This window comes from Rhodococcus sp. IEGM 1354 (genome assembly GCF_030056855.1).
Classification (GTDB): Bacteria; Actinomycetota; Actinomycetes; order Mycobacteriales; family Mycobacteriaceae; genus Rhodococcoides.
Genome location: NZ_JASHKT010000002.1, coordinates 271,863 through 296,412 on the forward strand (window position 1 = coordinate 271,863; position 24,550 = coordinate 296,412).

Annotated in this window: 25 protein-coding genes; 20 read left to right on the top strand and 5 right to left on the bottom strand. The window is 65.3% G+C overall.

Features of this window, described 5'->3' with window-relative positions; translation table 11 throughout:
• The first annotated feature begins 135 nt into the window (after nt 1-135).
• The gene (hemW, locus tag QM588_RS05730; protein ID WP_283312115.1) at nt 136-1,347 is read left to right on the top strand and encodes a radical SAM family heme chaperone HemW; all 1,212 of its coding nucleotides are present in this window, start codon (nt 136-138) and stop codon (nt 1,345-1,347) included.
• A gap of 60 nt (nt 1,348-1,407) precedes the next feature.
• On the opposite strand, the gene QM588_RS05735 is transcribed toward hemW, so the two are convergent.
• Nucleotides 1,408-1,713, bottom strand: a complete 306-nt coding sequence (locus tag QM588_RS05735) for a type II toxin-antitoxin system VapB family antitoxin (protein WP_027497503.1) — start codon at nt 1,711-1,713, stop codon at nt 1,408-1,410.
• A gap of 133 nt (nt 1,714-1,846) precedes the next feature.
• On the opposite strand from QM588_RS05735, the gene hrcA reads away from it, so the two are divergent.
• From hrcA to era, 8 genes are all read left to right on the top strand, one after another.
• Complete coding sequence (hrcA, locus tag QM588_RS05740) at nt 1,847-2,890, top strand: heat-inducible transcriptional repressor HrcA (RefSeq protein WP_094664593.1); 1,044 nt, start codon at nt 1,847-1,849, stop codon at nt 2,888-2,890.
• A 93-nt stretch (nt 2,891-2,983) separates the two neighbouring features.
• Entirely contained in the window at nt 2,984-4,141 is a 1,158-nt protein-coding gene (gene dnaJ / locus QM588_RS05745) for a molecular chaperone DnaJ (protein ID WP_027497501.1), read from the top strand.
• A 3-nt stretch (nt 4,142-4,144) separates the two neighbouring features.
• Nucleotides 4,145-4,918 (top strand): 16S rRNA (uracil(1498)-N(3))-methyltransferase, encoded by a 774-nt coding sequence (locus tag QM588_RS05750; protein ID WP_283312118.1) that lies wholly within the window; start codon nt 4,145-4,147, stop codon nt 4,916-4,918.
• Nucleotides 4,915-5,670 (top strand): alpha/beta hydrolase family protein, encoded by a 756-nt coding sequence (locus QM588_RS05755; protein ID WP_283312119.1) that lies wholly within the window; start codon nt 4,915-4,917, stop codon nt 5,668-5,670. Before QM588_RS05750 ends, QM588_RS05755 begins: the two co-directional genes overlap by 4 nt.
• Nucleotides 5,671-5,833: 163 nt before the next feature.
• Complete coding sequence (locus QM588_RS05760; protein ID WP_442972878.1) at nt 5,834-6,829, top strand: PhoH family protein; 996 nt, start codon at nt 5,834-5,836, stop codon at nt 6,827-6,829.
• A 53-nt stretch (nt 6,830-6,882) separates the two neighbouring features.
• Complete coding sequence (gene ybeY / locus QM588_RS05765) at nt 6,883-7,425, top strand: rRNA maturation RNase YbeY (protein WP_283312122.1); 543 nt, start codon at nt 6,883-6,885, stop codon at nt 7,423-7,425.
• 40 nt (nt 7,426-7,465) lie between these two features.
• Nucleotides 7,466-8,788, top strand: coding sequence for a hemolysin family protein (locus QM588_RS05770; protein ID WP_027497496.1), 1,323 nt, complete (start codon nt 7,466-7,468; stop codon nt 8,786-8,788).
• A 16-nt stretch (nt 8,789-8,804) separates the two neighbouring features.
• A complete protein-coding gene (gene era, locus QM588_RS05775; RefSeq protein WP_027497495.1) occupies nt 8,805-9,719 on the top strand; it encodes a GTPase Era in 915 nt (304 codons plus the stop codon).
• Between the two features lie 18 nt (nt 9,720-9,737).
• Here era and QM588_RS05780 read toward each other — a convergent pair whose 3' ends face one another.
• Nucleotides 9,738-11,159: an amidase gene (locus QM588_RS05780; protein ID WP_283312123.1), complete on the bottom strand. Its 1,422-nt coding sequence runs from the start codon at nt 11,157-11,159 to the stop codon at nt 9,738-9,740.
• Between the two features lie 72 nt (nt 11,160-11,231).
• Between QM588_RS05780 and recO the strand changes: the two genes are divergently transcribed.
• The 4 genes from recO to QM588_RS05800 are packed head-to-tail and all read left to right on the top strand — an operon-like array spanning nt 11,232 to nt 14,278.
• Nucleotides 11,232-12,065 (top strand): DNA repair protein RecO, encoded by an 834-nt coding sequence (recO, locus tag QM588_RS05785; protein WP_283312124.1) that lies wholly within the window; start codon nt 11,232-11,234, stop codon nt 12,063-12,065.
• The gene (locus tag QM588_RS05790) at nt 12,031-12,840 is read left to right on the top strand and encodes an isoprenyl transferase (protein ID WP_027497493.1); all 810 of its coding nucleotides are present in this window, start codon (nt 12,031-12,033) and stop codon (nt 12,838-12,840) included. Before recO ends, QM588_RS05790 begins: the two co-directional genes overlap by 35 nt.
• On the top strand, nt 12,833-13,237 hold the full coding sequence (locus QM588_RS05795) for a hypothetical protein (RefSeq protein WP_283312125.1): 405 nt from the start codon (nt 12,833-12,835) through the stop codon (nt 13,235-13,237). Before QM588_RS05790 ends, QM588_RS05795 begins: the two co-directional genes overlap by 8 nt.
• A gap of 48 nt (nt 13,238-13,285) precedes the next feature.
• Nucleotides 13,286-14,278 carry an iron-siderophore ABC transporter substrate-binding protein gene (locus QM588_RS05800; RefSeq protein WP_283312127.1) on the top strand — a complete coding sequence of 331 codons (993 nt, stop codon included), beginning with the start codon at nt 13,286-13,288 and terminating at the stop codon, nt 14,276-14,278.
• 7 nt (nt 14,279-14,285) lie between these two features.
• On the opposite strand, the gene QM588_RS05805 is transcribed toward QM588_RS05800, so the two are convergent.
• Nucleotides 14,286-14,726 (bottom strand): Fur family transcriptional regulator, encoded by a 441-nt coding sequence (locus QM588_RS05805; RefSeq protein WP_283312129.1) that lies wholly within the window; start codon nt 14,724-14,726, stop codon nt 14,286-14,288.
• Nucleotides 14,723-15,133: an ArsR/SmtB family transcription factor gene (locus QM588_RS05810; protein ID WP_442972879.1), complete on the bottom strand. Its 411-nt coding sequence runs from the start codon at nt 15,131-15,133 to the stop codon at nt 14,723-14,725. The genes QM588_RS05805 and QM588_RS05810 overlap by 4 nt, the downstream gene beginning before the upstream one ends.
• 245 nt (nt 15,134-15,378) lie before the next feature.
• On the opposite strand from QM588_RS05810, the gene QM588_RS05815 reads away from it, so the two are divergent.
• Nucleotides 15,379-16,764, top strand: a complete 1,386-nt coding sequence (locus QM588_RS05815) for a glycine--tRNA ligase (RefSeq protein WP_027497488.1) — start codon at nt 15,379-15,381, stop codon at nt 16,762-16,764.
• A gap of 70 nt (nt 16,765-16,834) precedes the next feature.
• On the opposite strand, the gene QM588_RS05820 is transcribed toward QM588_RS05815, so the two are convergent.
• Complete coding sequence (locus QM588_RS05820; protein WP_283312131.1) at nt 16,835-18,862, bottom strand: TPM domain-containing protein; 2,028 nt, start codon at nt 18,860-18,862, stop codon at nt 16,835-16,837.
• A gap of 122 nt (nt 18,863-18,984) precedes the next feature.
• Here QM588_RS05820 and QM588_RS05825 point away from each other — a divergent pair, with 122 nt between their 5' ends.
• The 6 genes from QM588_RS05825 to QM588_RS05850 are packed head-to-tail and all read left to right on the top strand — an operon-like array spanning nt 18,985 to nt 24,498.
• Complete coding sequence (locus tag QM588_RS05825) at nt 18,985-19,899, top strand: ABC transporter ATP-binding protein (protein WP_283312132.1); 915 nt, start codon at nt 18,985-18,987, stop codon at nt 19,897-19,899.
• Nucleotides 19,896-20,690: an ABC transporter permease gene (locus tag QM588_RS05830; RefSeq protein ID WP_027497485.1), complete on the top strand. Its 795-nt coding sequence runs from the start codon at nt 19,896-19,898 to the stop codon at nt 20,688-20,690. Before QM588_RS05825 ends, QM588_RS05830 begins: the two co-directional genes overlap by 4 nt.
• Nucleotides 20,691-20,736: 46 nt before the next feature.
• Nucleotides 20,737-21,846, top strand: a complete 1,110-nt coding sequence (locus QM588_RS05835; RefSeq protein ID WP_283312133.1) for a sensor histidine kinase — start codon at nt 20,737-20,739, stop codon at nt 21,844-21,846.
• Nucleotides 21,843-22,451: a response regulator transcription factor gene (locus QM588_RS05840; RefSeq protein WP_027497483.1), complete on the top strand. Its 609-nt coding sequence runs from the start codon at nt 21,843-21,845 to the stop codon at nt 22,449-22,451. Before QM588_RS05835 ends, QM588_RS05840 begins: the two co-directional genes overlap by 4 nt.
• A 55-nt stretch (nt 22,452-22,506) precedes the next feature.
• Nucleotides 22,507-23,223 carry a YdcF family protein gene (locus QM588_RS05845; RefSeq protein WP_283312135.1) on the top strand — a complete coding sequence of 239 codons (717 nt, stop codon included), beginning with the start codon at nt 22,507-22,509 and terminating at the stop codon, nt 23,221-23,223.
• Nucleotides 23,224-24,498, top strand: a complete 1,275-nt coding sequence (locus QM588_RS05850; protein WP_283312136.1) for a deoxyguanosinetriphosphate triphosphohydrolase — start codon at nt 23,224-23,226, stop codon at nt 24,496-24,498.
• Nucleotides 24,499-24,550 lie beyond the last annotated feature (52 nt).

Genomic DNA, 24,550 nt, shown 5'->3' on the forward strand with positions numbered 1-24,550 from the left:
ACCGGGTGCCGACCGCGGCAGACTATTTACCCCGAAATCTCGGTAAATAGGCTGGCAGGGTGCGAGTCGGGTGTGCACGACGCCGTGGGCGGCGGGTGGATCGGGCCCACGGTGAACTCTGGGACACTGGAGTTCGTGAATACCGTCGTCGATACCTCCTCAGTCTTCGAGCTTCCGTCCGGCGCATTCGACGGAGTGGGGGAACGTGCGTTCGGGATCTATGTGCATGTGCCCTTCTGCGCCACGCGATGCGGGTACTGCGACTTCAACACGTATACGGCCGGTGAGCTGGGCACATCGGCGTCGCCGCAGTCCTGGTTGGAGGGCCTGCGCAGAGAACTCGACGCTGCGGCGAACCTGATCGGAACGGGCACGGGTCGAGTACCGACGGCCGACACCGTGTTCGTCGGGGGTGGGACGCCGTCGTTGCTCGGCGGCGACGGCCTTGCGGACGTACTGGGCGCGGTTCGGTCGAGCTTCGGGCTGTCCGACGATGCGGAAGTGACCACGGAATCGAACCCGGAATCGACGTCGCCTGCCTTCTTCGAGCGGTTGCGCGACGCGGGGTTCACGCGGGTGTCGTTGGGAATGCAGTCCGCGGCGCCGCACGTTCTGGCGGTTCTGGACCGCACCCACACTCCGGGACGAGCGGTGGCCGCGGCGAAGGAAGCGTCCGCAGCCGGCTTCGAGCATGTGAACCTCGACCTGATCTACGGAACGCCGGGCGAGCGAGACAGCGATCTCGACCAATCCCTCGCTGCGGTGCTCGACGCGGGTGTCGACCATGTCTCCGCGTACGCACTGATCGTCGAGGACGGCACCGCCATGGCGCGAAAGGTGCGTCGAGGTGAGTTGCCCGCACCCGACGACGACGTGTTGGCGAGCCGATACGAGCGCATCGACACGGCCATGAACGCGGCGGGCCTGTCCTGGTACGAGGTATCGAACTGGGCCGCCGATGCCGATGCGCGTTGCCGGCACAACATCGGCTACTGGGACGGCGGCGATTGGTGGGGTGCCGGGCCGGGAGCGCACAGCCACATCGGCGGCACGCGATTCTGGAACGTCAAACACCCGGCCACCTACGCCGATCGGCTCGCCGCGGGCGATCTGCCGGTGCAGGGCAGTGAACTGCTCACCGCGCAGGACCGTCATCTCGAAGAACTGATGCTGACCGTGCGTCTGCGCTCAGGAGTGCCGATGAGTCTGCTGGGGCCGACCGAGCTCGCAGCCGCCGAGCAGACCGTGGCGGACGGGTTGATGGTGCAGCGAGGCGATCACCTCGTGCTGACCGACCGCGGCCGGTTGCTCGCCGACGCCGTGGTGCGCACCATCGCCGCGGCCTGAACGACCTGGTTCAGGCTGCAGTGTTCTCGGTGCCCTCGTGTTCTCGGGGCCCTCGTATCGTCAGGCTCCGAGGGCGTCGTAGTCGAACACTCTGGCGTGCAACACCGTTCGACTGCGCAGCGCCGCCCGGACAGCACGATGGAGGCCGTCCTCGAGGTAGATGACGCCTCGAAACTGCACAGCATGGGGGAACAGGTCGCCGTAGAAGGTGGAGTCCTCGGACAACAACCGGTCGAGTTCGAGCACCTTGGTGGTGGTGACGATCTCGTCCAAACGCAGTTGCCGTGGCGGGATTCTCGACCAGTCCCTGATGGACAGGCCGTGCTCCGGGTAGGGCTTTCCGTCTCGTACACCCTTGAAGATCATCGCGAGCCTCGAACCGCTGGACCGAATCGAAAGACAGTTTCCACTCGGACCACAGTAAGGCCTTGCACGAGCATGCGTTCCTCGGCTACTAGACTCGAGCGGCGATTGGCAACGAGAACGGAGGTGGGCACCGATGTCGAGCACCGACGACAGGCGGTTCGAGGTTCTACGAGCGATCGTGGCGGACTACGTGTCCACTCAGGAGCCCGTCGGTTCGCGCGCTCTGGTCGAGCGTCACAACTTGGGTGTGTCGAGTGCGACCGTGCGCAACGACATGGCCGTCCTCGAGGCCGAGGGCTACATCGCTCAACCGCACACCAGCTCCGGGCGAGTGCCGACAGACAAGGGCTACCGCCAGTTCGTGGACCGGATCGCCGACGTCAAACCGTTGTCACCGGCCGAGCGCCGCGCCATTCTGGAGTTCCTCGAGAACGGCGTCGACCTGGACGATGTGCTGCGCCGCGGTGTTCGTCTACTCGCTCAGCTGACTCGGCAGGTAGCCGTTGTTCAGTACCCGACGCTGTCGGCGTCCTCGGTTCGACATCTGGAGGTCGTCGCTCTCACACCGGCTCGGCTGCTGTTGGTGCTCATCACCGACTCGGGCCGGGTCGATCAGCGCATCGTCGAACTCGGTGACGTCATCGACGACGAGAATCTGGCCCAGCTGCGACGGTTGCTCGGCGGCGCACTGGAAGGCAAGCGGCTGGCAGCGGCGTCCGCAGCCGTGGCCGAGCTGGCCGAGAATGCACCTCCCGCCCTGCGTGACGCGATGATTCGTTCGGCCACGGTGCTGGTGGAATCGCTCGTCGAGCATCCCGAGGAGCGGTTGGTTCTCGGCGGGACGGCCAATCTCACGCGCAACGCGGCGGATTTCGCGGGCGATGCAGGGTTTCCGGGATCGCTCCGGGCGGTACTCGAAGCGCTGGAAGAGCAAGTGGTGGTGCTCAAGCTGCTCGCCGTGACGCAGGACACCCGCACCGTCACCGTGCGTATCGGCGAGGAGACGCAGGTCGAGGAGATGCGCGGAACATCGGTGATTTCCACCGGATACGGCTCTGCTGGCATGGTCCTGGGAGGGATGGGCGTTCTCGGCCCCACCCGAATGGACTATCCAGGAACAATCGCGTCGGTCGCGGCGGTTGCCAGGTACATCGGCGAGGTCTTGGCCGAGCGCTGACACGAGCCGAAGACCTATCGTCGGCCGCGGAGCACGGCGGCCGCGACACAGCATCAACGAACGAGATTCATCTTCTAGGACGAAAGAGACGACGTGGCACGGGATTATTACGGGACTTTGGGCGTCGGCCAGCAGGCGACGGACCAGGAGATCAAACGCGCGTACCGCAAACTGGCGCGAGAGTTGCACCCGGACGTGAACCCGGACGAGGCCGCACAGGCCCGGTTCAAGGACATTTCCACCGCATACGAGGTGCTCTCCGATCCGGAGAAGCGTCGAATCGTCGACCTCGGCGGTGATCCTCTGCAGCAGGGCGGCGGCGGTGGTGGCGGCGGATTCGGTGGTGCCGGATTCGGCGGTGGCCTCGGCGACGTATTCGAGGCGTTCTTCGGCGGTGGCGCAGGCGGTGGGCAGCGCGGACCCAAGGGACGCGTGCAACCCGGAGCCGATTCGCTGCTGCGAACCAAACTCACCCTCGACGAATGCGCCACGGGCGTCACCAAGCACATCACCGTCGACACGGCGATTCTGTGCGATCTGTGTACCGGCTCGGGCACCAACGGCGACTCCAAGCCCGTACGGTGCGAGACCTGTGGCGGTGCCGGCGAAGTGCAGTCGGTGCAGCGCTCGTTCCTCGGCCAGGTCATGACCAGCCGTCCGTGCCCCACCTGCCGCGGTGCAGGCGAGACCATTCCGGATCCCTGCCGCAAGTGCGGCGGCGACGGCCGGGTGCGCTCGCGTCGGGACATCTCGGTGAAGGTCCCGGTCGGCGTGAGCAACGGCATGCGCATCAGGTTGGCCTCGCAGGGCGAGGTCGGGCCGGGTGGCGGACCCGCAGGCGATCTCTACGTGGAAATCGTCGAGCAGCAGCACGAGGTGTTCGTCCGTGACGGCGATGATCTGCACTGCACCGTTCGCGTCCCGATGGTCGACGCGGCCCTCGGTACGTCGGTGACGGTCGACGCCATCATCGACGGCCCGACCGAGATCTCGATCGAGCAAGGGACACAACCGAACTCGACGACGGTGCTGCGCGGGCACGGGATGCCCAAGCTCCGTTCCGGTATCCGCGGTGACCTGCACGCCCACCTGGAGGTCATCGTGCCGACCAAGCTGGACAGCAAGCAAACCCATCTGCTCGAACAGCTCAAGACCATGCGCGACCGCGATTCGGCGGAGGTCGTCACCACCGGTTCGGCGCACAGCGGTGGCCTGTTCTCGCGGTTGCGGGAAGCCTTCAGCGGGCGCTGACCCATGGCCCCCACGGTCTTCTATCTCACTCCGCTGCCGGCCGTGGGAGAGCTTGCCGTGCTCGACGGCAAAGAAGGTCATCATGCCGCGACCGTGCGGCGAATCCGAGTCGGCGAGCGGCTGCTGCTCAGTGACGGTGCCGGCGGACTGGCCGACACGGTCGTCGTCGGTGCCGAGAAGAACCGACTCGAACTGACGGTGCAGGCGCGCACGGATATGCCGCGAGCCACTCCGACGGTGACGCTCGTGCAGGCCTTGCCGAAGGCGGACCGCTCGGAACTGGCGATCGAGCTGGCTACCGAGGCCGGGATCGACGCCGTGGTGCCGTGGCAGTCGGCTCGATGCGTCGCTCGCTGGGAAGGGCCCAAGGCGACCAAAGGGGTCGCGCGCTGGCGGAGTACCGCCGCCGAGGCGGCCAAGCAATCGCGTCGCGCATACATCCCCGAGGTTTCCGAGTTACACGATTCACGCTCGGTGTACGCCCTGGTGAACCGCATCGTGGCGAGCGGCGGCATCGTCGCCGTGCTGCACGAAGCGGCCACCTCGGCCTTTCGCGACCTGCCGTTCGATTCGGTGCCCGAGGTCGCGATCGTCGTCGGACCCGAGGGTGGCCTCGACGACCGAGAAATCGCCGCTCTGACCGAGGCAGGCGCGACCCCGGTGGTGCTGGGCCCGACGGTGCTGCGAACCTCGACGGCCGGAGCCGTCGCGTTGGGAGCCCTGGGCGTTCTGACGACCCGGTGGTCCCAACTCCCGCCCGACTTTCCGAACGCATGAGTGCACGCATCAAGATCGCGTACGGAGATCATCCGGAACAATTCGGCCACCTCTATCTTCCGTCCGCGCCGGTCACGCCCGCGACACCGGTGGTCGTGATCGTGCACGGTGGATTCTGGAGTGGGCAGTACGCGTCGAATCTGGGCACCCAGTTCGCCCGAGCTGTCGCCGGAGCCGGTGCGGTGGCCTGGAACATCGAGTACCGACGCGTCGGTGCGGGCGGGCACTGGCCACAGATGCAGGCCGACGTGCGCGCCGCACTCGACGCCGTGGCCGGGGTGGTACAGCACCATGCCCCGGTCGGTGTCGACGATGTCCGCGTCATCGGGCACTCGGCGGGCGGACACCTGGCGGTGTGGCTCGGCGGTGAAACCGACACAACCGTCCGGCCGTCGCGCATCGTCTCGCAGGCAGGTGTCCTCGATCTCGAGCCGCGCGGGGCGTCGGGACGTACCAATCCGGCGGTCGAGTCCCTGCTGCAGGCCCGCCACGAAGACGAGCCCGAGCTGTACCGGTCGGCCTCGCCCCTGGCCCGGCTACCGATCGGCATCCCGACGATCTGTCTACACGGATCCGACGACCTACAGGTCCCGGCTTCGCAGAGCTCCGGATACGTCGAGGCCGCACGGGCCGCGGGTGACGACGTGGAGCTGGCGATCGTGCCGGGCGAAGACCACTTCGCATTCCTGGACCCGGATTCGCGGTGCTGGGCGCTCTCGTTCGAGGCCGTCCTCGGCGAGCGCCGGGGGTAATAGGAATGCGCATCGATCTTGCGGCGCTAAACTTGGTCCGAGCGCGACACTGACGGACGCCGTCGAAAACATCAGCGTCACCAGTCGAAACAAGAGAGCAGGCCATAGCCACCACGTGAGTGAACACAGCGAATTTCCCGCCGAGCGCGACGTTCGGTCCACCCTGGAGCTCGCCCCCGAAGCAGTGATGCCGCTGCTGGGACAATCCGACGAGAACCTCCGGGCGCTCGAGCAGATGCTGACGGCCGACATCCACGTACGAGGAAACGCCGTGACGCTCACCGGGAAGGTGCCCGATGTGGCGTTGGCCGAGCGGGTGATCACCGAATTGGCGGCACTGGCCAAACGCGCTCAGCCACTGACTCCCGATGCGGTGCGCCGGTCGATCGCCATGCTCACCGAGGGGGTGTCGGATTCTCCCGCCGAGGTGCTGAGCCTGGACATTCTGTCGCGTCGAGGCAAGACCATTCGGCCCAAGACGTTGAACCAGAAGCGCTATGTGGACGCGATCGATGCCAACACGATCGTGTTCGGAATAGGTCCTGCCGGAACGGGCAAGACCTACCTGGCCATGGCCAAGGCGGTACAGGCATTGCAGACCAAGCAGGTCAGCCGCATCATCCTGACGCGGCCCGCGGTGGAGGCAGGTGAGCGTCTGGGCTTCCTGCCCGGAACCTTGCACGAGAAGATCGACCCGTATCTGCGTCCACTGCACGACGCCTTGCACGACATGATGGACGACGAGGCCATCCCCAAGCTGATGCAGGCCGGGGTCATCGAGGTCGCGCCGCTCGCCTACATGCGTGGCCGTACCCTCAACGACGCGTTCATCATTCTCGACGAGGCGCAGAACACCACGGCCGAACAGATGAAGATGTTCCTCACGCGGCTGGGATTCGGATCGAAGATCGTCGTCACCGGAGACGTGACACAGGTCGACCTGCCCGGCGGTGCCCGCTCAGGCCTTCGTGCGGCGTCGGAGATTCTCACCGATGTGGACGACATTCATTTCGCGCAACTGACCAGCAGTGACGTGGTGCGTCACCGGCTCGTCTCGGAAATCGTCGACGCCTACGAGCGCTTCGAGTCCGCATCGGAAGGCGTCATCGCGAACCGAGCGCAACGCCGTACGGGTGGGCCGCGTTCGGCGAGAAGATGATTGAGGCGTACGGAAACGGTAATGCAGGCAACGAGAGCGTGGGTAGTAGCTAGATGAGTATCGAAGTGTCCAACGAGTCGGGGATGGACGTCTCCGAGCCCGAACTGGTCTCGGTCGCACGGTTCGCGATCGCCGGCATGGACGTGCACCCCGCTGCAGAACTGTCCATGGTGCTGGTGGATTCGGCGACCATGGCAGATCTGCACATGCGCTGGATGGATCTGCCCGGCCCCACCGACGTCATGTCCTTTCCGATGGACGAGCTCGAGCCGGGCGGTCGTCCCGATGCTCCCGAGCCCGGACCGGCGATGCTCGGGGACATCGTGCTCTGCCCGTCCTTCGCAGCGGACCAGGCCGCCGCAGCAGGGCATTCGCTCGAACACGAGCTCGCACTGCTCACCGTGCACGGCGTGCTGCATCTGCTCGGCTACGACCACGCCGAGCCGGACGAAGAGAAGGAAATGTTCGAGCTGCAGAACCGTCTGCTGGCCGAATGGTACGAGGACGTCAGGCGGGCGGAACAGGCTGCCGAACAGGCCGTTCGAGACGCTCGGCTGCTCGGCAAGGCCGGCTTCGTCGACGGTCTCGACCGATGATGTGCGTGTTCGGACCAGCGGGAGCGCGGGGTCCTAGCGCGTGAGCAGTGCTGCCGCACTCATAGTCTTCGCCGTTCTGCTGGTTCCTCTCGGCGGCTTGTTCGCCGCAGTCGATTCGGCCCTGAACACCGTCTCGCGGGCGCGAATCGAAGACATGGTCAAGGACGAGCGACCGGGTGCCACCGGCCTCGTCGTCGTGGTTGCCGACCGCCCGCGGTACGTCAATCTCATGGTGCTGCTTCGTATTCTGTGCGAAATCGGCGGCACGGTGTTGCTCGCAGGCGGCCTGACCCAATTGATCGACTCGACCACCGCGCTCGTGATCACCGCTGTGGCAATGGTATTGGTCAGTTACGTCGTGATCGGCGTCGGTCCGAGAACGCTGGGTAGGCAGAACGCGTACTCGATCGCGCTCGCCGCAGCGTTGCCGTTGCGCGCCCTCGGCTGGCTCCTCGGGCCGATCAGCAGGCTGCTAATCCTCATCGGTAACGCGATCACCCCGGGCAAGGGATTTCGCAACGGCCCGTTCGCATCCGAGATCGAGCTTCGTGAGCTCGTCGACATGGCTCGCGAGCGCGGAGTCGTAGCCGACGACGAACGCCGAATGATTCAATCGGTGTTCGAGCTGGGCGATACCTCCGCCCGCGAGGTCATGGTGCCGCGGCCCGAGATGGTGTGGATCGAATCCGACAAGTCGGCTGGTCAGGCGACGTCCCTGGCCGTGCGCAGTGGGCACTCCCGCATCCCGGTGATCGGCGAGAACGTCGACGACATCGTCGGGGTCGTCTACCTCAAAGACCTTGTGCAGCAGACGTATTACTCCACCGATGGCGGGCGAGGCGTACAGGTCTCCGAACTGATGCGTCCGGCGGTGTTCGTGCCGGACTCCAAGCCGCTCGACAGTCTTCTCGCCGAGATGCAGCGGGACCGAAACCATATGGCGTTGTTGGTCGACGAGTACGGCGGCATCGCGGGCCTGGTGACCATCGAGGACGTCATCGAGGAGATAGTCGGGGAGATCGCCGACGAATACGACTCGGACGAGGTAGCACCCATCGAGCAACTCGAAGACGGACGGTTCCGGGTGTCCTCGCGGGTACCGCTCGAGGATCTGGGCGAAATATTCGGTATCGACATCGAATCCGAGGAGGTCGATACCGTCGGCGGACTCCTCGGCTACGAGCTCGGCCGCGTGCCGCTGCCCGGTTCCGAAGTGACCACTCACGGGCTGTTGCTGCGCGGCGAGGGTGGAGCCGACCCGAAGGGCCGCGTCCGCATCACCACCGTGCTGGTCGAAAAGCTCGAACCCGACGAAGAATCCACCGAGGACGACGACTCGTCGGACGTCACTCACCAACACTGAAATCTGGAGGTGCTCGATGTCCGAGCAACACACCGAAGAGTTCCGATCCGGATTCGTCTGTTTCGTAGGCCGGCCCAACACCGGCAAGTCCACCCTGACCAATGCACTGGTGGGGTCGAAGATCGCCATCACGTCCTCGCGACCCCAAACCACGCGCCACACGATCCGCGGCATCGTCCACCGTGACCACGCGCAGTTGATCCTGGTCGACACCCCGGGGCTGCACCGACCGAGAACGCTTCTGGGCCAACGCCTCAACGACCTGGTGCAGGACACCTACTCCGAGGTCGACGTCATCGGACTGTGCATCCCCGCCGACGAGAAGATCGGACCGGGCGACCGATGGATCCTCGAACAAGTGCGGCACATCGCGCCGAAGACCACCCTGATCGGCATCGTGACCAAGATCGACAAGGTCAAGAAGGAACGCGTCGTACAGCAGTTGATGTCGTTGTCGAAGTTGCTGGGCGAGAATTCGCACGTGATCCCGGTATCGGCCGAATCCGGTGAGCAGATCGAGAAGCTCGTCGACCTCCTGGCCTCCGAATTGCCGCCGGGTCCCGCCTTCTATCCCGACGGGGAACTGACGGACGAGCCGGAGGAAATCCTCATGGCCGAGCTGATCCGCGAGGCAGCGCTCGAAGGTGTCCGCGACGAGCTCCCGCACTCGCTGGCAGTGGTCATCGAGGAGGTCGTGCCGCGCGAGGGCCACGACAACATGCTCGATGTGCACGCGATCCTGTACGTCGAACGGTCCAGCCAGAAGGCCATCATCATCGGCAAGGGCGGCTCGCGACTCAAAGAGGTCGGCACCGCGTCGCGACTGCAGATCGAGAAGCTGCTCGGTACCCGCATCTACCTGGATCTGCACGTCAAGATCGCCAAGGACTGGCAGACCGACCCCAAGCAGATGGGCAAGCTCGGTTTCTGACGTGCCCTGACGAGCAGGCTACGAGGTGTCGCTCACCCGGTTCCACCACGGCTCGGGGCGTCGGCGATGCCACTGCAGTACGTTCTCGAGTTGAGCGGCGACCGACACCAACAGCGGTTCCGTGGACTCGTGCCCCATCAACTGCAGTCCGATCGGTAGGCCGCTCTTGGTAAGACCCGCGGGCACATTCACGCTCGGCCAACCGAGGACGTTCCACGGCCACGTGTACGGGCAGTGTTCGGTGATCACACGGTCGGTGTCGGCGTTGGAGATGCCGTCGATGGCGTCGAATCTCGGGGGCGGCGTGGCCGTCGTCGGGGCGAGCACGATGTCGTAGTCGTCGAAGAACCGGCCGATGCGGCGGGCTATCCGTGGCTCAGCCGCGCGGGCCGCCCGCAGTGGTGCGCCGGCGAGGGCTCGTCCGCTCCTCGCGTTGGCTCGGGTGCGTGGGTCGGCCAGAGACGGGTCGGGCAGGCGGTCGAGCCAGGCCGCGACCCCGGCCAACGACCGCGGTAAGAAGTTGAGCCCCAACAACATTCCGTACGCTGGATCGTCGACGACAACGCGATGGCCGAGCAACCGCAGCACGGCAGCCATCTCGTACGCCGCAGCCGCGATCTCGGGGTCCAGCGCCGCGGGTGTCGGGATGAACGGCTTGCGCAGACTCAACGCGATGCGCAGGGAACCGGGGTCGCGGCCGACGGCGTCCGAGACGGTCAGCGGAGTCGGCCGGTGCAGATCACCGTCGTGTCCACCGGAGACCACGTCGAGAAGCAGGGCTGCGTCGGCCACTGTTCGGGCGAGCGGTCCGATGACGGTGATGCCGTTGAACGCCTCTGCATCGGGCCAGGTGGAAATCCGGCCGCGCTGCGGCTTGATGCCGACGAGGTTGGTCCACGACGCCGGGATGCGCACCGAACCGGCACCGTCGGAACCCAAAGCGGCGGAGACCAATTCGGCTGCTACCGCGGCAGAACTACCACCGGAGGAGCCGCCCGGAGTCCGGTCTCGATGCCACGGATTTCTCGTGTGGCCGAACGATCCGCCCGTGAACGGCCATTGCCCGAGTTCGGGACTGTTCGTCTTTCCCACGATGATCGCCCCTGCCGCACGCAGTCGGCGGACCACCTCGGAGTCCTCGGTGGCAGGAGGAAACCGGCCCGCGCAGCCGAAGGCGGTCGGTTCGCCGACGATGTCGACGTCGTCCTTGACTGCGATCGGAACGCCGAGCAGGGGAGCAGACGTGCCCGCAGCGATCAGCCGATCGGCTTCGGCAGCTTCGGCGAGTGCGGCATCGCGGCGCACGATCCGGAACGCGTTGAGGGTGGGTTGGCTGCGTTCTATGCGGTCCAGCGCAGCGGTGACCACCTCGACCGAGGTGACGCGTCTCGACGCGAGTTCGGCAGCCTGGGCAGCGAGTGTCGACCGATGGAAATCCACGTGTGCACAGTATCGACTCACTGTCAGCGCGGGAACGATCTTCGTCGACGCCCGCGTGGGACACTGGAGAGCGTGAGGCCATACCGTGACAACGCAGTCGTCCTGCGCCAGCACAAGCTGGGTGAGGCCGATCGCATCGTCACGTTGCTGACCAGGGAGAACGGTATCGTTCGTGCGGTGGCCAAGGGGGTGCGCCGCACCAAGTCGAAGTTCGGCGCACGGCTCGAGCCGTTTGCCCACATCGACGTCCTGCTCTATCCGGGACGCAACCTCGACATCGTCACCCAGGTGCACACGGTCGATGCGTTCGGTGGAGACATCGTCGCCGATTACGGCCGATACACCACCGGCTGTGCAGTCCTCGAAACCGCCGAGCGTCTGGCCGGCGAAGAACACGCACCTGCGCAGCGCCTGCACCAGCTGACCGTCGGCGCGCTGCGTGCCCTTGCGCAGCACGTACGGCCGCCCGAGTTGGTACTCGACGCGTATCTACTGCGCGCGATGGGTTTCGCCGGATGGGCTCCCGCACTGACGGACTGCGCTCGATGCGCTGCGGTGGGGCCGCATCGTGCGTTCCACGTCGCCGCAGGTGGCGCTGTGTGCGTGCATTGCCGACCTCCGGGATCTGCGACGCCATCGACCGGTGTGCTGGATTTGATGGTGGCCCTCGAGCGAGGGGAGTGGGACTACACAGTCACCACCTCCGATGCGGTCCGGAAGCAGGCCAGTGGCCTGGTGGCGGCTCATCTGCAGTGGCATCTCGAACGCCAGCTCCGCACACTTCCGCTCATCGAGCGCTCACACCCGCACCAGGTGCCGCTGGCCCAACCTGACTCCGTGTTCGCCTACACCGTCGGGCAGGATGGGGACCGTGATTCGACGACGCGAGCCGCAACACCGGCCTGACGAACGGCCGGCGGTCCGCCCGCCGGATCCGCACCCCTCGGGTGCGCGGCCGCCGATCTTGCAGCCGGAACTGATTCCTCGTCACGTCGCGCTGGTCATGGACGGTAACGGCCGGTGGGCTCAGGATCGTGGATTGCCGCGAACCGCAGGGCACGAGCAGGGCGAAGCAGTACTGATGGATGCCGTCTGTGGCTGCATCGAAATCGGTGTGCAGTGGTTGTCTGCGTATGCCTTCTCGACCGAGAACTGGAAGCGCAGTCCCGACGAGGTCAAGTTCTTGATGGGCTTCAATCGCGACGTGATCCGGCGTCGACGCGACGAGATGAACGAGATGGGTGTGCGGGTGCGCTGGGCCGGTCGGCGACCGCGACTGTGGGGCAGCGTCATCAAGGAACTCGAAGTGGCCGAGGAGCTGACGAAGCACAACACTGTGATGACGCTGACGATGTGCGTCAACTACGGCGGGCGGGCTGAAATTGCCGATGCCACAAGGGAAATAGCGCGTCAAGTTGCCGCAGGGAAGATCAACCCGGAGAAGATCACCGAGGCGACCGTCGCGAAATATCTCGACGAGGCGGACATGCCCGACGTCGATCTGTTCCTGCGTCCCTCGGGGGAGCAGAGAACCTCGAACTTCCTGCTGTGGCAGTCGGCGTACGCGGAGTTCGTGTTCCAGAAAAAACTGTTCCCCGATTTCGATCGTCGCGACCTGTGGGAGGCCTGCATCGAATTCGCGTCGCGGGACCGACGATTCGGTGGAGTGAAATATGAGTGACGATGTATCGGGCCTGACCTTGCAGACGCGGGCTCAGTTGGCGCTGGCGCAGTTCGCCACGGTGACGGTGGGCGAGGAGGGCTCCCTGGGATTCGACTATGCGGGTGCTCTGTGTTCGCTTCGGGCGGTCCAGCTCTCACCGGAACTGGAGGTGCTCTCGCTCACCGCGGTGCTGGCGTGGGACAGGCCGCTCGAGACCGCACTGCACAAGAAGGTGGCCGATCGCAACGCCGATTCGCAGTTCGGCGCGATTTCGGTCAACACCCACGACAAGTTCGCAGATGTGTTGTTGCGCTACACCTTTCCGGCCAACGGGTTGGACGACGAAGCGATGTTGACGATGTTGATTCTGGTGCTCGCCGGGGTCGAGAAGGCCCGCGAGGGTTTGCTTCCCTGAACGGTCGTCTAAGGTAAGCCTTTACTTACTCACGTGAAGGTGGTTGCAATGGCGGTACGTGTGTCCAGAATGCTGACGACAGTGGTGGCGGTGATGGCCATCGGCGCGTCCGCGACTGCCTGCTCCACAGCAGACCCCGACAACAGCGCGGCCCAGTCTGCGGACGGTGTCTTCCCGGTCGTCATCGACCACATCTACGGCAGCACGACCGTTCCCGAGAAGCCCGCCCGCATCGTCACGCTCGGGGTGTCCGACGCCGACGCCGTCATCGCGCTCGGAACCGTCCCGGTCGGAAACACCGGATACACCTTCTACGAGACCGGACTCGGTCCGTGGACCGACGAGTTGGTGGGCGACGCACCACTGACGCTGCTGGGCTCGGAGTCCGAACCGAACTTCGAGCTGATCGCTTCTCTGCAACCGGATCTGATCACCGGGCTGAACGCCGGCTTCGACGAGGCCACCTACGCGCAACTCAGTGACATCGCCCCGACCGTCGCTCGACCGGCCGGATCGGCGGCATACGCCGTCGATCGCGAGGTGGCCACCGACACCATCGCCCGGGCGATGGGCGAATCCGATCGTGGCAAGGAACTGAACGCCCAGACCACGGCTGCACTCGAACAGGTTCGAGCCGCACATCCGGAGTTTGCGGGTAAGACTGCCGCCGTGGTACTTCCGTACGACGGTCAGTTCGGCGCATATCTGCCCGGGGACGCGCGGGGGACGTTCGTCACGTCATTGGGCTTCGGGATTCCGGCCCCGATCCTGGCCGAGGACAACGGAACCAACTTCTTCGTTCCGGTCTCGGCCGAGAACATTTCCACGCTCGACGCCGATGTGGTGCTCTATCTCGGCACCGGCGACGACATCGACGTCGTGGCCGAGAACCCGATCTTCGGAACGCTGACAGCTGCTCGCAACGACGCGATCGTTCCGTTGTCCACCGATCAGCGCGGGGCGATCACGTACAACTCGGTGCTGTCCATTCCGTTCGCCATCGATTCGGTGGTGCCTCGCCTGGCGGGTGCGGTGGGGTGAGAGCTGTTCAGTGACCGGCCGTGCTGCACTGACTGCAGGTGCCGAATATCTCGATGGTGTGGCTCACGTCGGTGAAACCATTGGACTCGGCGACACTCTGCGACCACTTCTCGACGGTGGGACCCTCGACCTCGACGGTGAATCCGCATGCTCGGCACACCAGGTGGTGATGATGGCCCGAGGAGCAACGCCGGTAGACCGACTCGCCGTTGTCGGTACGCAGGACGTCGACCGTTCCTGCGTCGGCAAGGGTCTGCAGTGTGCGGTACACGGTGGTCAGGCCGATCCCCTCACCGCGCTTGCGCAGCTCGTCGTGCAGATCCTGCGCGGACTTGAACTCCTCGATGGTGTCGAGCAGATCCGAGATCGCACTGCGTTGCTTCGTGGCTCTTACTCCGACTACGACGGGTCGTCTCGGAGTGGCGGTATCGGTTGTCTTCTCGGTCACAGGTTTCGGCCTTCCTCGGCGTGAGCCACGGCGTCGACGACGATGTGGGAGAGGTGGTCGTCGACCAGTCTGTACAGGACCTCGCGGCCGTTGCGTTCTCCGCGCACCACGCCGGCGGCCTTGAGGACCCGCAGATGCTGGCTGATCAACGGCTGCGTCACACCGAGGGCGACGACGAGTTCGTGAACGCAGCGCTCGGATTCTCGAAGCTGCAGCACGATGGCGATCCGAACCGGTGCGGCCAGTGCACGCAGGATGTCACCGGCCGCGGCCAAGGTCTCTTTCGGCGGGAGCAAAGCCGGGGGAGCGGCGGCGAACGGGTCGTCGTGCACTGGGCGTTCCGGATCCTGCAGGTGCGCCGCTGTCTCCATCGACGGATCGGTTCTGTGGGTGTGCACCGTGGACATGGCTGCGGCTCCTTCGGTCACCGGTCGGTTGTCGAATTCTCCCTGCACGGTCGACGTCATGAACTCAGGTTAGTGCAGTCATCGTTATTGCAAATCATATTCATTGTGATATGCACAGGTGCGCATGTCAATTTCGGTGCCCGACCGCTGTTCGGAATCGATGACCGAGCCAGATAGTCTGATCAGGGCGAAAACCGCCCACGTCACCTCTTACACGATGTAACCGAAGATGGAGAGCTCCGCCAGTGGCACCCAAGTCCAAGGTCGAAACCGTCGCCAACCTCGCCAAGCGCAGAGGTCTCGTCTACCCGTGCGGCGAAATCTACGGCGGTACGAAGTCGGCCTGGGACTACGGTCCGCTCGGCGTCGAGCTCAAGGAGAACATCAAGAAGCAGTGGTGGCGCAACATGGTCACCAGCCGCGACGACACCGTCGGGCTCGACTCGTCGGTGATTCTGCCGCGCCAGGTCTGGGAGGCCTCCGGCCACGTCGAGACGTTCTCCGATCCGCTCGTCGAGTCGCTGCACACCCACAAGCGCTACCGTGCCGATCACCTCATCGAGGCCTACGAAGAGAAGCACGGCCACCCGCCCGAGAACGGCCTCGCCGATATCCGCGATCCGGAGACGGGTGAGCCCGGTTCGTGGACCGAGCCGCGCGCATTCTCCGGCCTGCTCAAGACCTTCCTCGGCCCGGTAGACAACGAAGAGGGGCTGCATTACCTGCGCCCCGAGACCGCTCAGGGAATCTTCGTCAACTTCGCCAACGTGCTGACGACCTCACGCAAGAAGCCGCCGTTCGGCATCGGCCAGATCGGCAAGAGCTTCCGCAACGAGATCACTCCCGGAAACTTCATCTTCCGCACGCGCGAGTTCGAGCAGATGGAGATGGAGTTCTTCGTCAAGCCCGGTGAGGACGACGAGTGGCATCAGTACTGGATCGACTACCGCATGAAGTGGTACACCGATCTCGGCATCGACCCGGAGAACCTTCGCCTGTACGAGCACGCCAAGGAGAAGCTGTCGCATTACTCCAAGCGCACCGTCGACATCGAGTACCGCTTCGGTTTCCAGGGCAGCGCGTGGGGTGAGCTCGAAGGCGTCGCGAACCGTACCGATTACGACCTGACGGTGCACTCGAAAGCGTCGGGCCAGGACCTGAGCTACTACGAGCAGGCCACCGACACCCGGTACACCCCGTACGTCATCGAACCGGCGGCAGGCCTGACGCGTTCGCTGATGGCGTTCCTCGTCGACGCGTACACCGAGGACGAGGCTCCCAACGCCAAGGGCGGTGTCGATAAGCGTGTCGTGCTCAAGCTCGATCGCCGTCTTGCCCCCGTCAAGGTAGCGGTGCTCCCGCTCTCGCGTAACGCAGATCTGACGCCGAAGGCGAAAGACCTTGCGCAGCAACTGCGTCAGTACTGGAACGTCGAATTCGACGACGCCGGAGCAATCGGCCGCCGCTACCGTCGTCAGGACGAGATCGGTACCCCGTTCTGCATCACCGTCGACTTCGACACCCTCGACGACCACGCCGTCACCATCCGAGAGCGCGACACGATGGCACAGGAGCGCGTGGCTCTCGATCAGGTCGAGGGCTACATCGCGTCCCGACTGATCGGCGCGTAGAGCTGTAGGCAATCGACAGGGCCCGATCTCTCGATGAGAGATCGGGCCCTGTCGCATGTCTCGGTCGGATTCAGAAGCGGCCGCCGCCTCCGCCGAAGCCGCCGCCTCCGCCGCCTCCGCCGAAGCCCCCGCCACCACCGAAGCCGCCACCGAAGCCGCCTCCGCCGCCGCGCAGCACGCTGTTGATCAGGATCCCGCCGAGTACGGCGCCTGCAACGTTGCCGCCGCTGCTACCGCCGCGTGGGCCGTGCCGATTTTCCCAGTTCTGTACATCGGATTGGGCGATCTGCGATGCGCGCGAAGCCAATTGACTGGCGGCATGCGCGTGCTTGAGAGCCTCGTCGGGATTTTCCGCTTCGAGCTGCCGAGCTGCACCGAGATGCCGTTCGGCTTCGGACAACCGCGTTCGAGCATCGGCACCCACGCCGCCGCGTCGGGTCGAGATGTAGTCCGCAGCAGCAGTGATCTGCGCCTGGGCAGCGGCGATATCGCGTTCCAGACGCGCCCGCAGCTGATCCTCGGCGGCCTTCTCCGCCGACGCTTCGTCGACGATCTTCTCGAGTTCGGAATCTGCTGCGGCAAGGGCGGTGTAACTACCGAGCGGATCGCTCGACTGTGCCGTCTCGGCGTTCTTCAATGCCGTCTGTGCCGCAGTCATCGCCGCCTGCAGTTCGGTGCCGCCGTGTTCGGCCAGTCCGCGAGCCTGCTCGATGTCCCGGCGGACGTCCGCGATGGCGTCGGGCAGGGTGGCTATTGCGTGCCGTATGTCGTCGCGGGCGTGGTCGACTCCGTCGAGCAGTGACTTCGCCTGATCGACGGCTCGTTCCGCGGTCCGAATCGCCGTGACGGCCGGGCCCTGCTTGCCGGGCGGCAGTGCTGCGGCCTTGCGGCCGGCTTCGATGTTCTCCTCGGCCAGCGCAACTCGATCCTTGGCCATCGTGACGTTGTCGGCAATCGATTTCAGTGCGGTCTCGGAGAATTCCGAATGCAGTTGCGCGAGTACGGCTTCGGACTGCGGAATGCGCACCGTCAAGCCGATGATGGCTTGGGTGAGCTCGTCGAGATGCGAACCGGCGTTCATGACGAGGTCGCGGAATCCGTCGAATTCCTCGACCCGTGAGTCGAGCTCGCGATCTGCCTGGCCGCACGAGGAAATGATCTCGACGAGCATCGCCCGGCGCTGATCGGGGGTTTCGGGGATGGCGTCGTCGAGGCGCTGACGGATCTCGAAGGCGGAGGCCAGAGCTTTCTTTGCGTTGTCGTACGCCGTGATGAACGGAGCGGCTGCCGAATCGCCGAATTCGCCTCGGGCCAGGGTCAATTCCTCCTCGCTGGCCCGTACGGCGTTGTCGGTCTCGATCAGAATTTCCTTGGCGCGGGTGTCGAGAACGTCGATCGGGAACTGGGCCAATGCTGCCGGGTCGCTCGGGTCGATCTTCGCCACCGCTTCCACCTCGGCGGCCACTCGAGCCTTCTTGCGCCGTGAGGAGTAGACAACAGCTCCGCCGCCTGCAACGGCCAACACACCGACACCGATCAGCAGCGGTGCCGACGACCCACCTCCACCGCTCGACGCATAGGCCTCGCCGAGAGCGCCGGCCGCAGCTATGGCCGCTCCCGACCAATCTTCTTCGCCCAGTGCAGGTTCGACGTCGTTGACGCGAATGTCGTCCTGCTCGGCGGTGGTGATCTGCGACAGTCCGGTGTTGACGCCGAGGTAGTACGACCGATCGACAGTTGCTACTGCGAGCAGGACGTCACGCTGGCCGAGATCGCTCCGTTGATATGTCTGTTGGGCCCAGTTCGCCGCCGACATGTTGTCGAAATCCGCGACGTAGGTGACCCACAGCCTGACCTGGCTGCCGCCGTACAGGTCGTCGATGGCGGTTTGTACCTCGGCCAGTGAGTCCGGATCGAGTGCCTGCACGTTGTCGGTGATCTGGGTGGCGAGGCGCGAGGGTGCCTCGGCGGAGGCGACGCCGGGGGCGAGGAGAACCGCAGCGAACAAGGTCAGAGCACCTGTTGCGGTGAGGCGACGGAATCGATGGACCGACCTACGGACTGTGGCGCTGGAGTGCCGCCGGTGCTGGACTGCCATGCGCTGAAATCTACCGGCTCCAGCGTGTCCGAAACGAGCAGGTCGATCCATGACAGTTGTCATCGTGCAATCGTGACGCTCGGTCGAGGTGGTCGGGCTCGGATCGCAGCAGAGTAGCTGTCATGACAACAACGAAGGCAGTCGAACTGCGAGGCGTCACGAAGACATACGGATCGGTCCGTGCGGTGGACGGGATCGACCTGTCCATCGAGCCGGGCGAGGTAGTCGCCTTCCTCGGACCGAACGGTGCCGGCAAGACCACGACCATCGACATGATGCTCGGCCTGGCCGCACCCACCACCGGGACGGTATCGGTGTTCGGCGGAACTCCGGCCGACGCCATCGCTCAGGGGCGCATCTCGGCGGTGATGCAGACCGGCGGACTTCTTCGCGACCTGACCGTCCGCGAAACCGTCGAACTGACCGCGGCCCTGTTCGCCCGAACTCGGTCGGTGAAGGAAGTGCTGACTCGGGCCGGCATCGCCGACATCGGCGACCGACGAGTGGCCAAATGCTCCGGCGGCCAGCAACAGCGACTGCGATTCGCGCTTGCACTGTTGCCCGACCCGGATCTGCTGGTGCTGGACGAGCCGACCACCGGCATGGACGTCGAGGGTCGTCGTGACTTCTGGAACGCCATTCGCCAGGACGCGAGTACCGGCCGAACAGTGCTGTTCGCAACGCACTACCTCGACGAGGCCGATGCCTACGCCGACAGAATCGTCCTGGTGCGGCACGGCAAGATCGTCGCCGACGGCAGCGCCGCCGAGGTCAAGAACCTCGCGGCGGGACGTACGGTCACCGCCACTCTGCCCGGTGTCGACCGGTCCACCTTGCTCGCTCTTCCCGGAGTCGACCGGGTCGAGACGCGCGGTGACCGGGTGATCGTGCACGGACGCGACTCCGATTGCGTTGCCCGCTACCTGCTCAACGACGCGCATGCGACCGATCTCGAAATCGTCTCGCGCAACCTCGAGGACGCCTTCCTCGCCCTGACCACCGATGCCGACACCGAACTCGCCGGGAGTATCCGATGACCACGACCTCGCCCCGCCCCACCGCTGCCAGAGCCGTTGCGTACGGCGGATTTTCGCCCACGTTCCTCGGACTCGAAATCCGTCGACTGTTCCGGAACAAGCGCACGTTGGTCTTCACGTTGGTCATGCCGCCGGTGTTCTTCGTCATCTTCGGGACGCAGTCGGACTACCGGACCAACTACCCTTTCGCGCACGGCAACGTCACGGGCTACATCGCCATCAGCATGGCCGTCTACGGAGCGATGCTGGCCACCACCAGTGGGGGAGCGATGGTCTCCGTCGAACGCGCTCAGGGCTGGAGCAGGCAGCTGCGACTTACTCCGCTCAAACCTGTCGCTTACATCGTCACCAAGATGCTCGTCGCCATGACGATGGGTGCTGCAGCGATCGTCGTGGTGTTCGTCGTCGCGGCATTCTTCGGAGCCGACATGCCGATCTGGGTGTGGCTCGCGTGCGGAGTGATCGCGTGGCTCGGATCTGCGGTGTTCGCCGCATTCGGGTTGTTCATGGGGTACCTGCTGCCCTCGGAGAACGTCATGCAGATCCTCGGACCGGTGCTGGCCTTCCTCGCCCTGGCCGGCGGATTGTTCGTCCCGCTCGGTGACAGCGGCTGGTTCCCGATGCTGGCGAAGTTCACCCCGCTGTACGGTCTGGCAACTGTGGCCCGCGCTCCGTTCACCTCGGCCGACGCAGGGATCCTCGCCGTCGCAGTGGTGAACCTGGTGGTGTGGGCGGTGGTGTTCATCGCGGGAGCGGCGCTGCTGTTCCGGAAAGACACCAAGCGTGCCTGACGCGGAAACCACCGATCGTGTCGCCCACGGAGATACCGTGGGCGACATGACCACGTTCACCGCCGACCTGCCGGAGGGGCGGGTCTGGCGATACGGCTGGATGTTCGGAGCCATCTGGCTGATCTACCTGATCTATCCCTTGAACGAGATTCTGTCCTTGGAATCTGTGGCGGCACGGGTCCTCGGTATTGCCGCTATCGTCGGGTTCGGTGTCGTGTTCACGGCCACCTTCTGGCGCTTTCGCAACGGTCACCGTCGCGGACACCCGCTGCCGGTACGGCAGGCATGGATCGCGCTCGCGGCAATGCTGGCCCTGACCGCGGCGATGAGCGCACTGATCGGAACCACCGGTTTCGGCGCAACGATCTACATCGCAGTCCTGGCGATGATGACGCTGCCGGTTCGGCAGGCGTGGACGTTGGTCGCGGTGATGGTGGTCGCGATAGAAGTAGCACCGCGGGTCATCCCGTCCTGGGAGCCCGACAACTTTTTCGCGTTTCAGTTGCTGATCAGCTCGGCCGCTGCGTGGGGTATCACTCAGGTCTTCCAGCGCAACCACGAATTGGCCGTGGCGAGGCAGCAATTGGCGGATCTGGCCATCGTCGCCGAACGTGAGCGGATGAGCCGAGACGTGCACGACATTCTCGGGCATTCCTTGACCGTCATCACTGTCAAGAGCGAACTGGCCGGCAGATTGCTCGAGATCGATGCTGCCCGAGCAGCTGTCGAGATCGCCGAAGTGGAAACTCTTGCAAGGCAAGCACTGGCCGACGTTCGCAGCACTGTCGGCGGCATGCGACAGATCGACATCGGTACCGAACTGGCAAGCGCACGAACAGCTCTGGTGGCCGCCGCCATCGATGCCGAGCTGCCCGCGGATGCCGACGTCGTTCCACTGCGACACCGCGAACTGTTCGGCTGGGTCCTGCGTGAAGCGGTGACCAACGTGGTCAGGCACTCCCACGCACAGCACTGCCGAGTGACGCTGACGCCGTCGAGCATCTCCATCGTCGACGACGGATGCGGGCCGGCCGAGGAGAACTGCGGAGGAAACGGGCTCCGCGGGTTGGGCGAACGCGTGAGCGCTGCCGGTGGTTCACTGACGGTTTCCCGGGTTCCGACCGGCGGATTCAAGGTGGAGGTCTCGGCACCATGAGTATCAGACTGTTGCTGGCCGACGACCAGGCGCTGGTGCGCGGTGCCCTCGCAGCATTGTTGGGGCTCGAACACGACCTCGACATCGTGGCCGAGGTGGGACGAGGCGACGAAGTGGTGGCGGCAGTTCTCGAACACCGACCCGACGTCGTGCTGCTCGACGTGGAAATGCCGGGCAAGAACGGCATCGACGTCACCGCCGAGCTGGCCCAGGTGGTACCCGAGTCGAGAGTGCTGATCGTCACGACGTTCGGCAGGCCCGGATATCTGCGCCGAGCGATCGACGCCGGAGCCTCCGGATTCGTCGTCAAGGACACCCCGGCCAAGCAGTTGGCCGACGCCGTACGACGGGTCCACATGGGTCTGCGCGTCGTCGATCCCGCGCTGGCGACCGAGACGCTCACCGAGGGCGTCTCCCCGCTGACCGCCCGTGAGCAGGAAGTTCTTCGCGCAGCGTCGAAGGGTGGAACGGCCGGTGCCATCGCGGCACAGGTGCACCTGTCGGAGGGGACGGTGCGTAACCACCTGTCGTCGGCGATCGGAAAGACCGGCACCAGCACCCGGGCCGAAGCGGTCCGAGTCGCCGAGGACCGTGGGTGGCTCTGACCTCCCGAGGCGCGCCGTGACCGCCGAAGATGCGCGGGCCTGGCAAACTCGAGGGGTGAATTCAACTCTCGACCGAGATTCGTACGGCGACCCGTACGACGACCGGTATGCCCCGGACCCCGGTCCCGAGCGGCTGGGCTTCTTCGGAACGCTCGGACGCTGGACGGGTCGGTTGGTCGCGGGAGTGATCCTGATGGCCCTCGTCCTGGTGGCAGGCACCGCGGTGCGTGTGTGGCAGGTGGCTCGGATCGACGACCATACTGCGGCGGACGCCATCGTCGTACTCGGTGCGGCGCAGTACAGCGGTACGCCCTCGACGGTGTTCGAGGCACGCTTGGCGCAGGCGGCCTCGTTGTACGAGCAGGGCATCGCTCCCGAGATCGTCACCGTCGGCGGCAAGCAGGAAGGTGACCTGTTCACCGAGGCGGCGTCGGGTCGCAATTACCTGATAGAGCAGGGCGTGCCTGCCGACGCGATCGTCGCCGTCGAAACGGGATCGGACACTCTCGAAAGCATCGAAGCCGTCAGCGCCACGCTACGAGATCAGGGCAAGACATCGGTGGTACTGGTCAGCGATCCGTGGCACTCGCTGCGCACCCGAACCATGGCGCGCGACGCCGATCTCGACGCGTGGACCTCGCCCACCCGCACCGGGCCTGCCGTCTACACCCGCGAGTCGCAGGCGCACGGAATAGCCAGGGAGACAGGCGCTCTGCTGTGGTACCAGTTGACGCACTTCACCGCAGACTTCTCCTACACGGCAGGCCAGTAGATGACCGGCACATACTCCGAGCACGACGTCGAACGATTCGTCACCGAACCCCCGAAGACCGCGGGGCTTCGATCCGGGGCGGACAACGCATCGCATCGCAGTGCGTTCGCGCGAGATCGAGCGCGGGTCTTGCACTGTGCTGCCCTGCGTCGTCTTGCGGACAAAACCCAGGTGACCGGGCCCCGTGACGGCGACACCCCGCGCACCCGGTTGACGCATTCGCTCGAGGTCGCGCAGATCGGGCGGAGCATCGCGGAGGGGCTCGGCAGCGACCCCGATCTGGTCGATCTGGCGGGCTTGGCACACGACATCGGCCATCCTCCCTACGGACACAACGGTGAGCGGGCTCTCGACGAGGTGGCCCAGGACTGCGGCGGATTCGAGGGCAACGCGCAGAACCTGCGCATCCTGACCGGCCTCGAGCCCAAGATCCTCGACTCCGACGGCAACAGCGCGGGACTCAACCTCACCCGCGCCGCCCTCGACGCCGCGATGAAGTACCCGTGGACCAGGCCCGCGCCGGGCGCGAAATTCGGTGCGTACGATGACGACTCGGCCGTTCTCGGCTGGGTACGCGACGGTGCACCGAACCAGCACAAGTGCCTCGAAGCACAGACCATGGATTGGTCCGACGACGTCGCCTACTCGGTGCACGACGTCGAGGACGGCGTCATCGACGCCAGAATCGATCTGCGCGCACTGTCCGATCCGATCGAGCAGCGGGCACTGGCTGAACTCGGTGTCTCGGAATTCCGCGGACTCGACGTCGACGAACTGATCGAGGCGGCGAGCCGATTGTCCAAGATGGACGTCGTCGTCGCGGTCGGCAGATTCGACGGGACCCTCACCGCTTCCGTGGCGCTCAAGCACATGACAAGCGAGCTGGTCGGGCGATTCGCCACGGCTGCCATCGACGGAACTCGCCAGAAGTACGGCACGGCAGCGTTGACGCGATACGACGCCGATCTCGTGGTGCCGTCGATCGTCGCGTCCGAAGTGGCTCTGCTCAAGACGATGGCACTGCGCTACGTCATGTCCGACGCCGGGCACAAGATCCGACAGGAACGCCAACGTGACCGAATCCATCGCGTCGCCGAGTGGTTGATGCGCTCGGCTCCGGGCGAACTGGACCCCATCCTGGTGCCGGCATGGCAGCGGGCCGACAGCGATGCGGAACGGACCCGAGTGGTCGTCGACCAGATCGCGTCGTACACCGAAAGTCGACTCGAACTCATCGACAAGCGGTCGCTCGGAGCTCAGGCCAGCTGGGGCTGACCGCGCCGCCGACCGAATGTGGGTAGGTCCGGATCGGGACTAGACTGCCCTT

Excerpts from the sequence above, each read along its gene's own strand:
- QM588_RS05735 (WP_027497503.1), bottom strand. The coding sequence starts at position 1,713 with ATGATCTTCAAGGGTGTACGAGACGGAAAGCCCTACCCGGAGCACGGC.
- hrcA (WP_094664593.1), top strand. The coding sequence starts at position 1,847 with ATGTCGAGCACCGACGACAGGCGGTTCGAGGTTCTACGAGCGATCGTG.
- QM588_RS05750 (WP_283312118.1), top strand. The coding sequence starts at position 4,145 with ATGGCCCCCACGGTCTTCTATCTCACTCCGCTGCCGGCCGTGGGAGAG.
- QM588_RS05755 (WP_283312119.1), top strand. The coding sequence starts at position 4,915 with ATGAGTGCACGCATCAAGATCGCGTACGGAGATCATCCGGAACAATTC.
- ybeY (WP_283312122.1), top strand. The coding sequence starts at position 6,883 with ATGAGTATCGAAGTGTCCAACGAGTCGGGGATGGACGTCTCCGAGCCC.
- era (WP_027497495.1), top strand. The coding sequence starts at position 8,805 with ATGTCCGAGCAACACACCGAAGAGTTCCGATCCGGATTCGTCTGTTTC.
- QM588_RS05795 (WP_283312125.1), top strand. The coding sequence starts at position 12,833 with ATGAGTGACGATGTATCGGGCCTGACCTTGCAGACGCGGGCTCAGTTG.
- QM588_RS05800 (WP_283312127.1), top strand. The coding sequence starts at position 13,286 with ATGGCGGTACGTGTGTCCAGAATGCTGACGACAGTGGTGGCGGTGATG.
- QM588_RS05810 (WP_442972879.1), bottom strand. The coding sequence starts at position 15,133 with ATGTCCACGGTGCACACCCACAGAACCGATCCGTCGATGGAGACAGCG.
- QM588_RS05820 (WP_283312131.1), bottom strand. The coding sequence starts at position 18,862 with ATGGCAGTCCAGCACCGGCGGCACTCCAGCGCCACAGTCCGTAGGTCG.
- QM588_RS05825 (WP_283312132.1), top strand. The coding sequence starts at position 18,985 with ATGACAACAACGAAGGCAGTCGAACTGCGAGGCGTCACGAAGACATAC.
- QM588_RS05830 (WP_027497485.1), top strand. The coding sequence starts at position 19,896 with ATGACCACGACCTCGCCCCGCCCCACCGCTGCCAGAGCCGTTGCGTAC.
- QM588_RS05835 (WP_283312133.1), top strand. The coding sequence starts at position 20,737 with ATGACCACGTTCACCGCCGACCTGCCGGAGGGGCGGGTCTGGCGATAC.
- QM588_RS05840 (WP_027497483.1), top strand. The coding sequence starts at position 21,843 with ATGAGTATCAGACTGTTGCTGGCCGACGACCAGGCGCTGGTGCGCGGT.
- QM588_RS05850 (WP_283312136.1), top strand. The coding sequence starts at position 23,224 with ATGACCGGCACATACTCCGAGCACGACGTCGAACGATTCGTCACCGAA.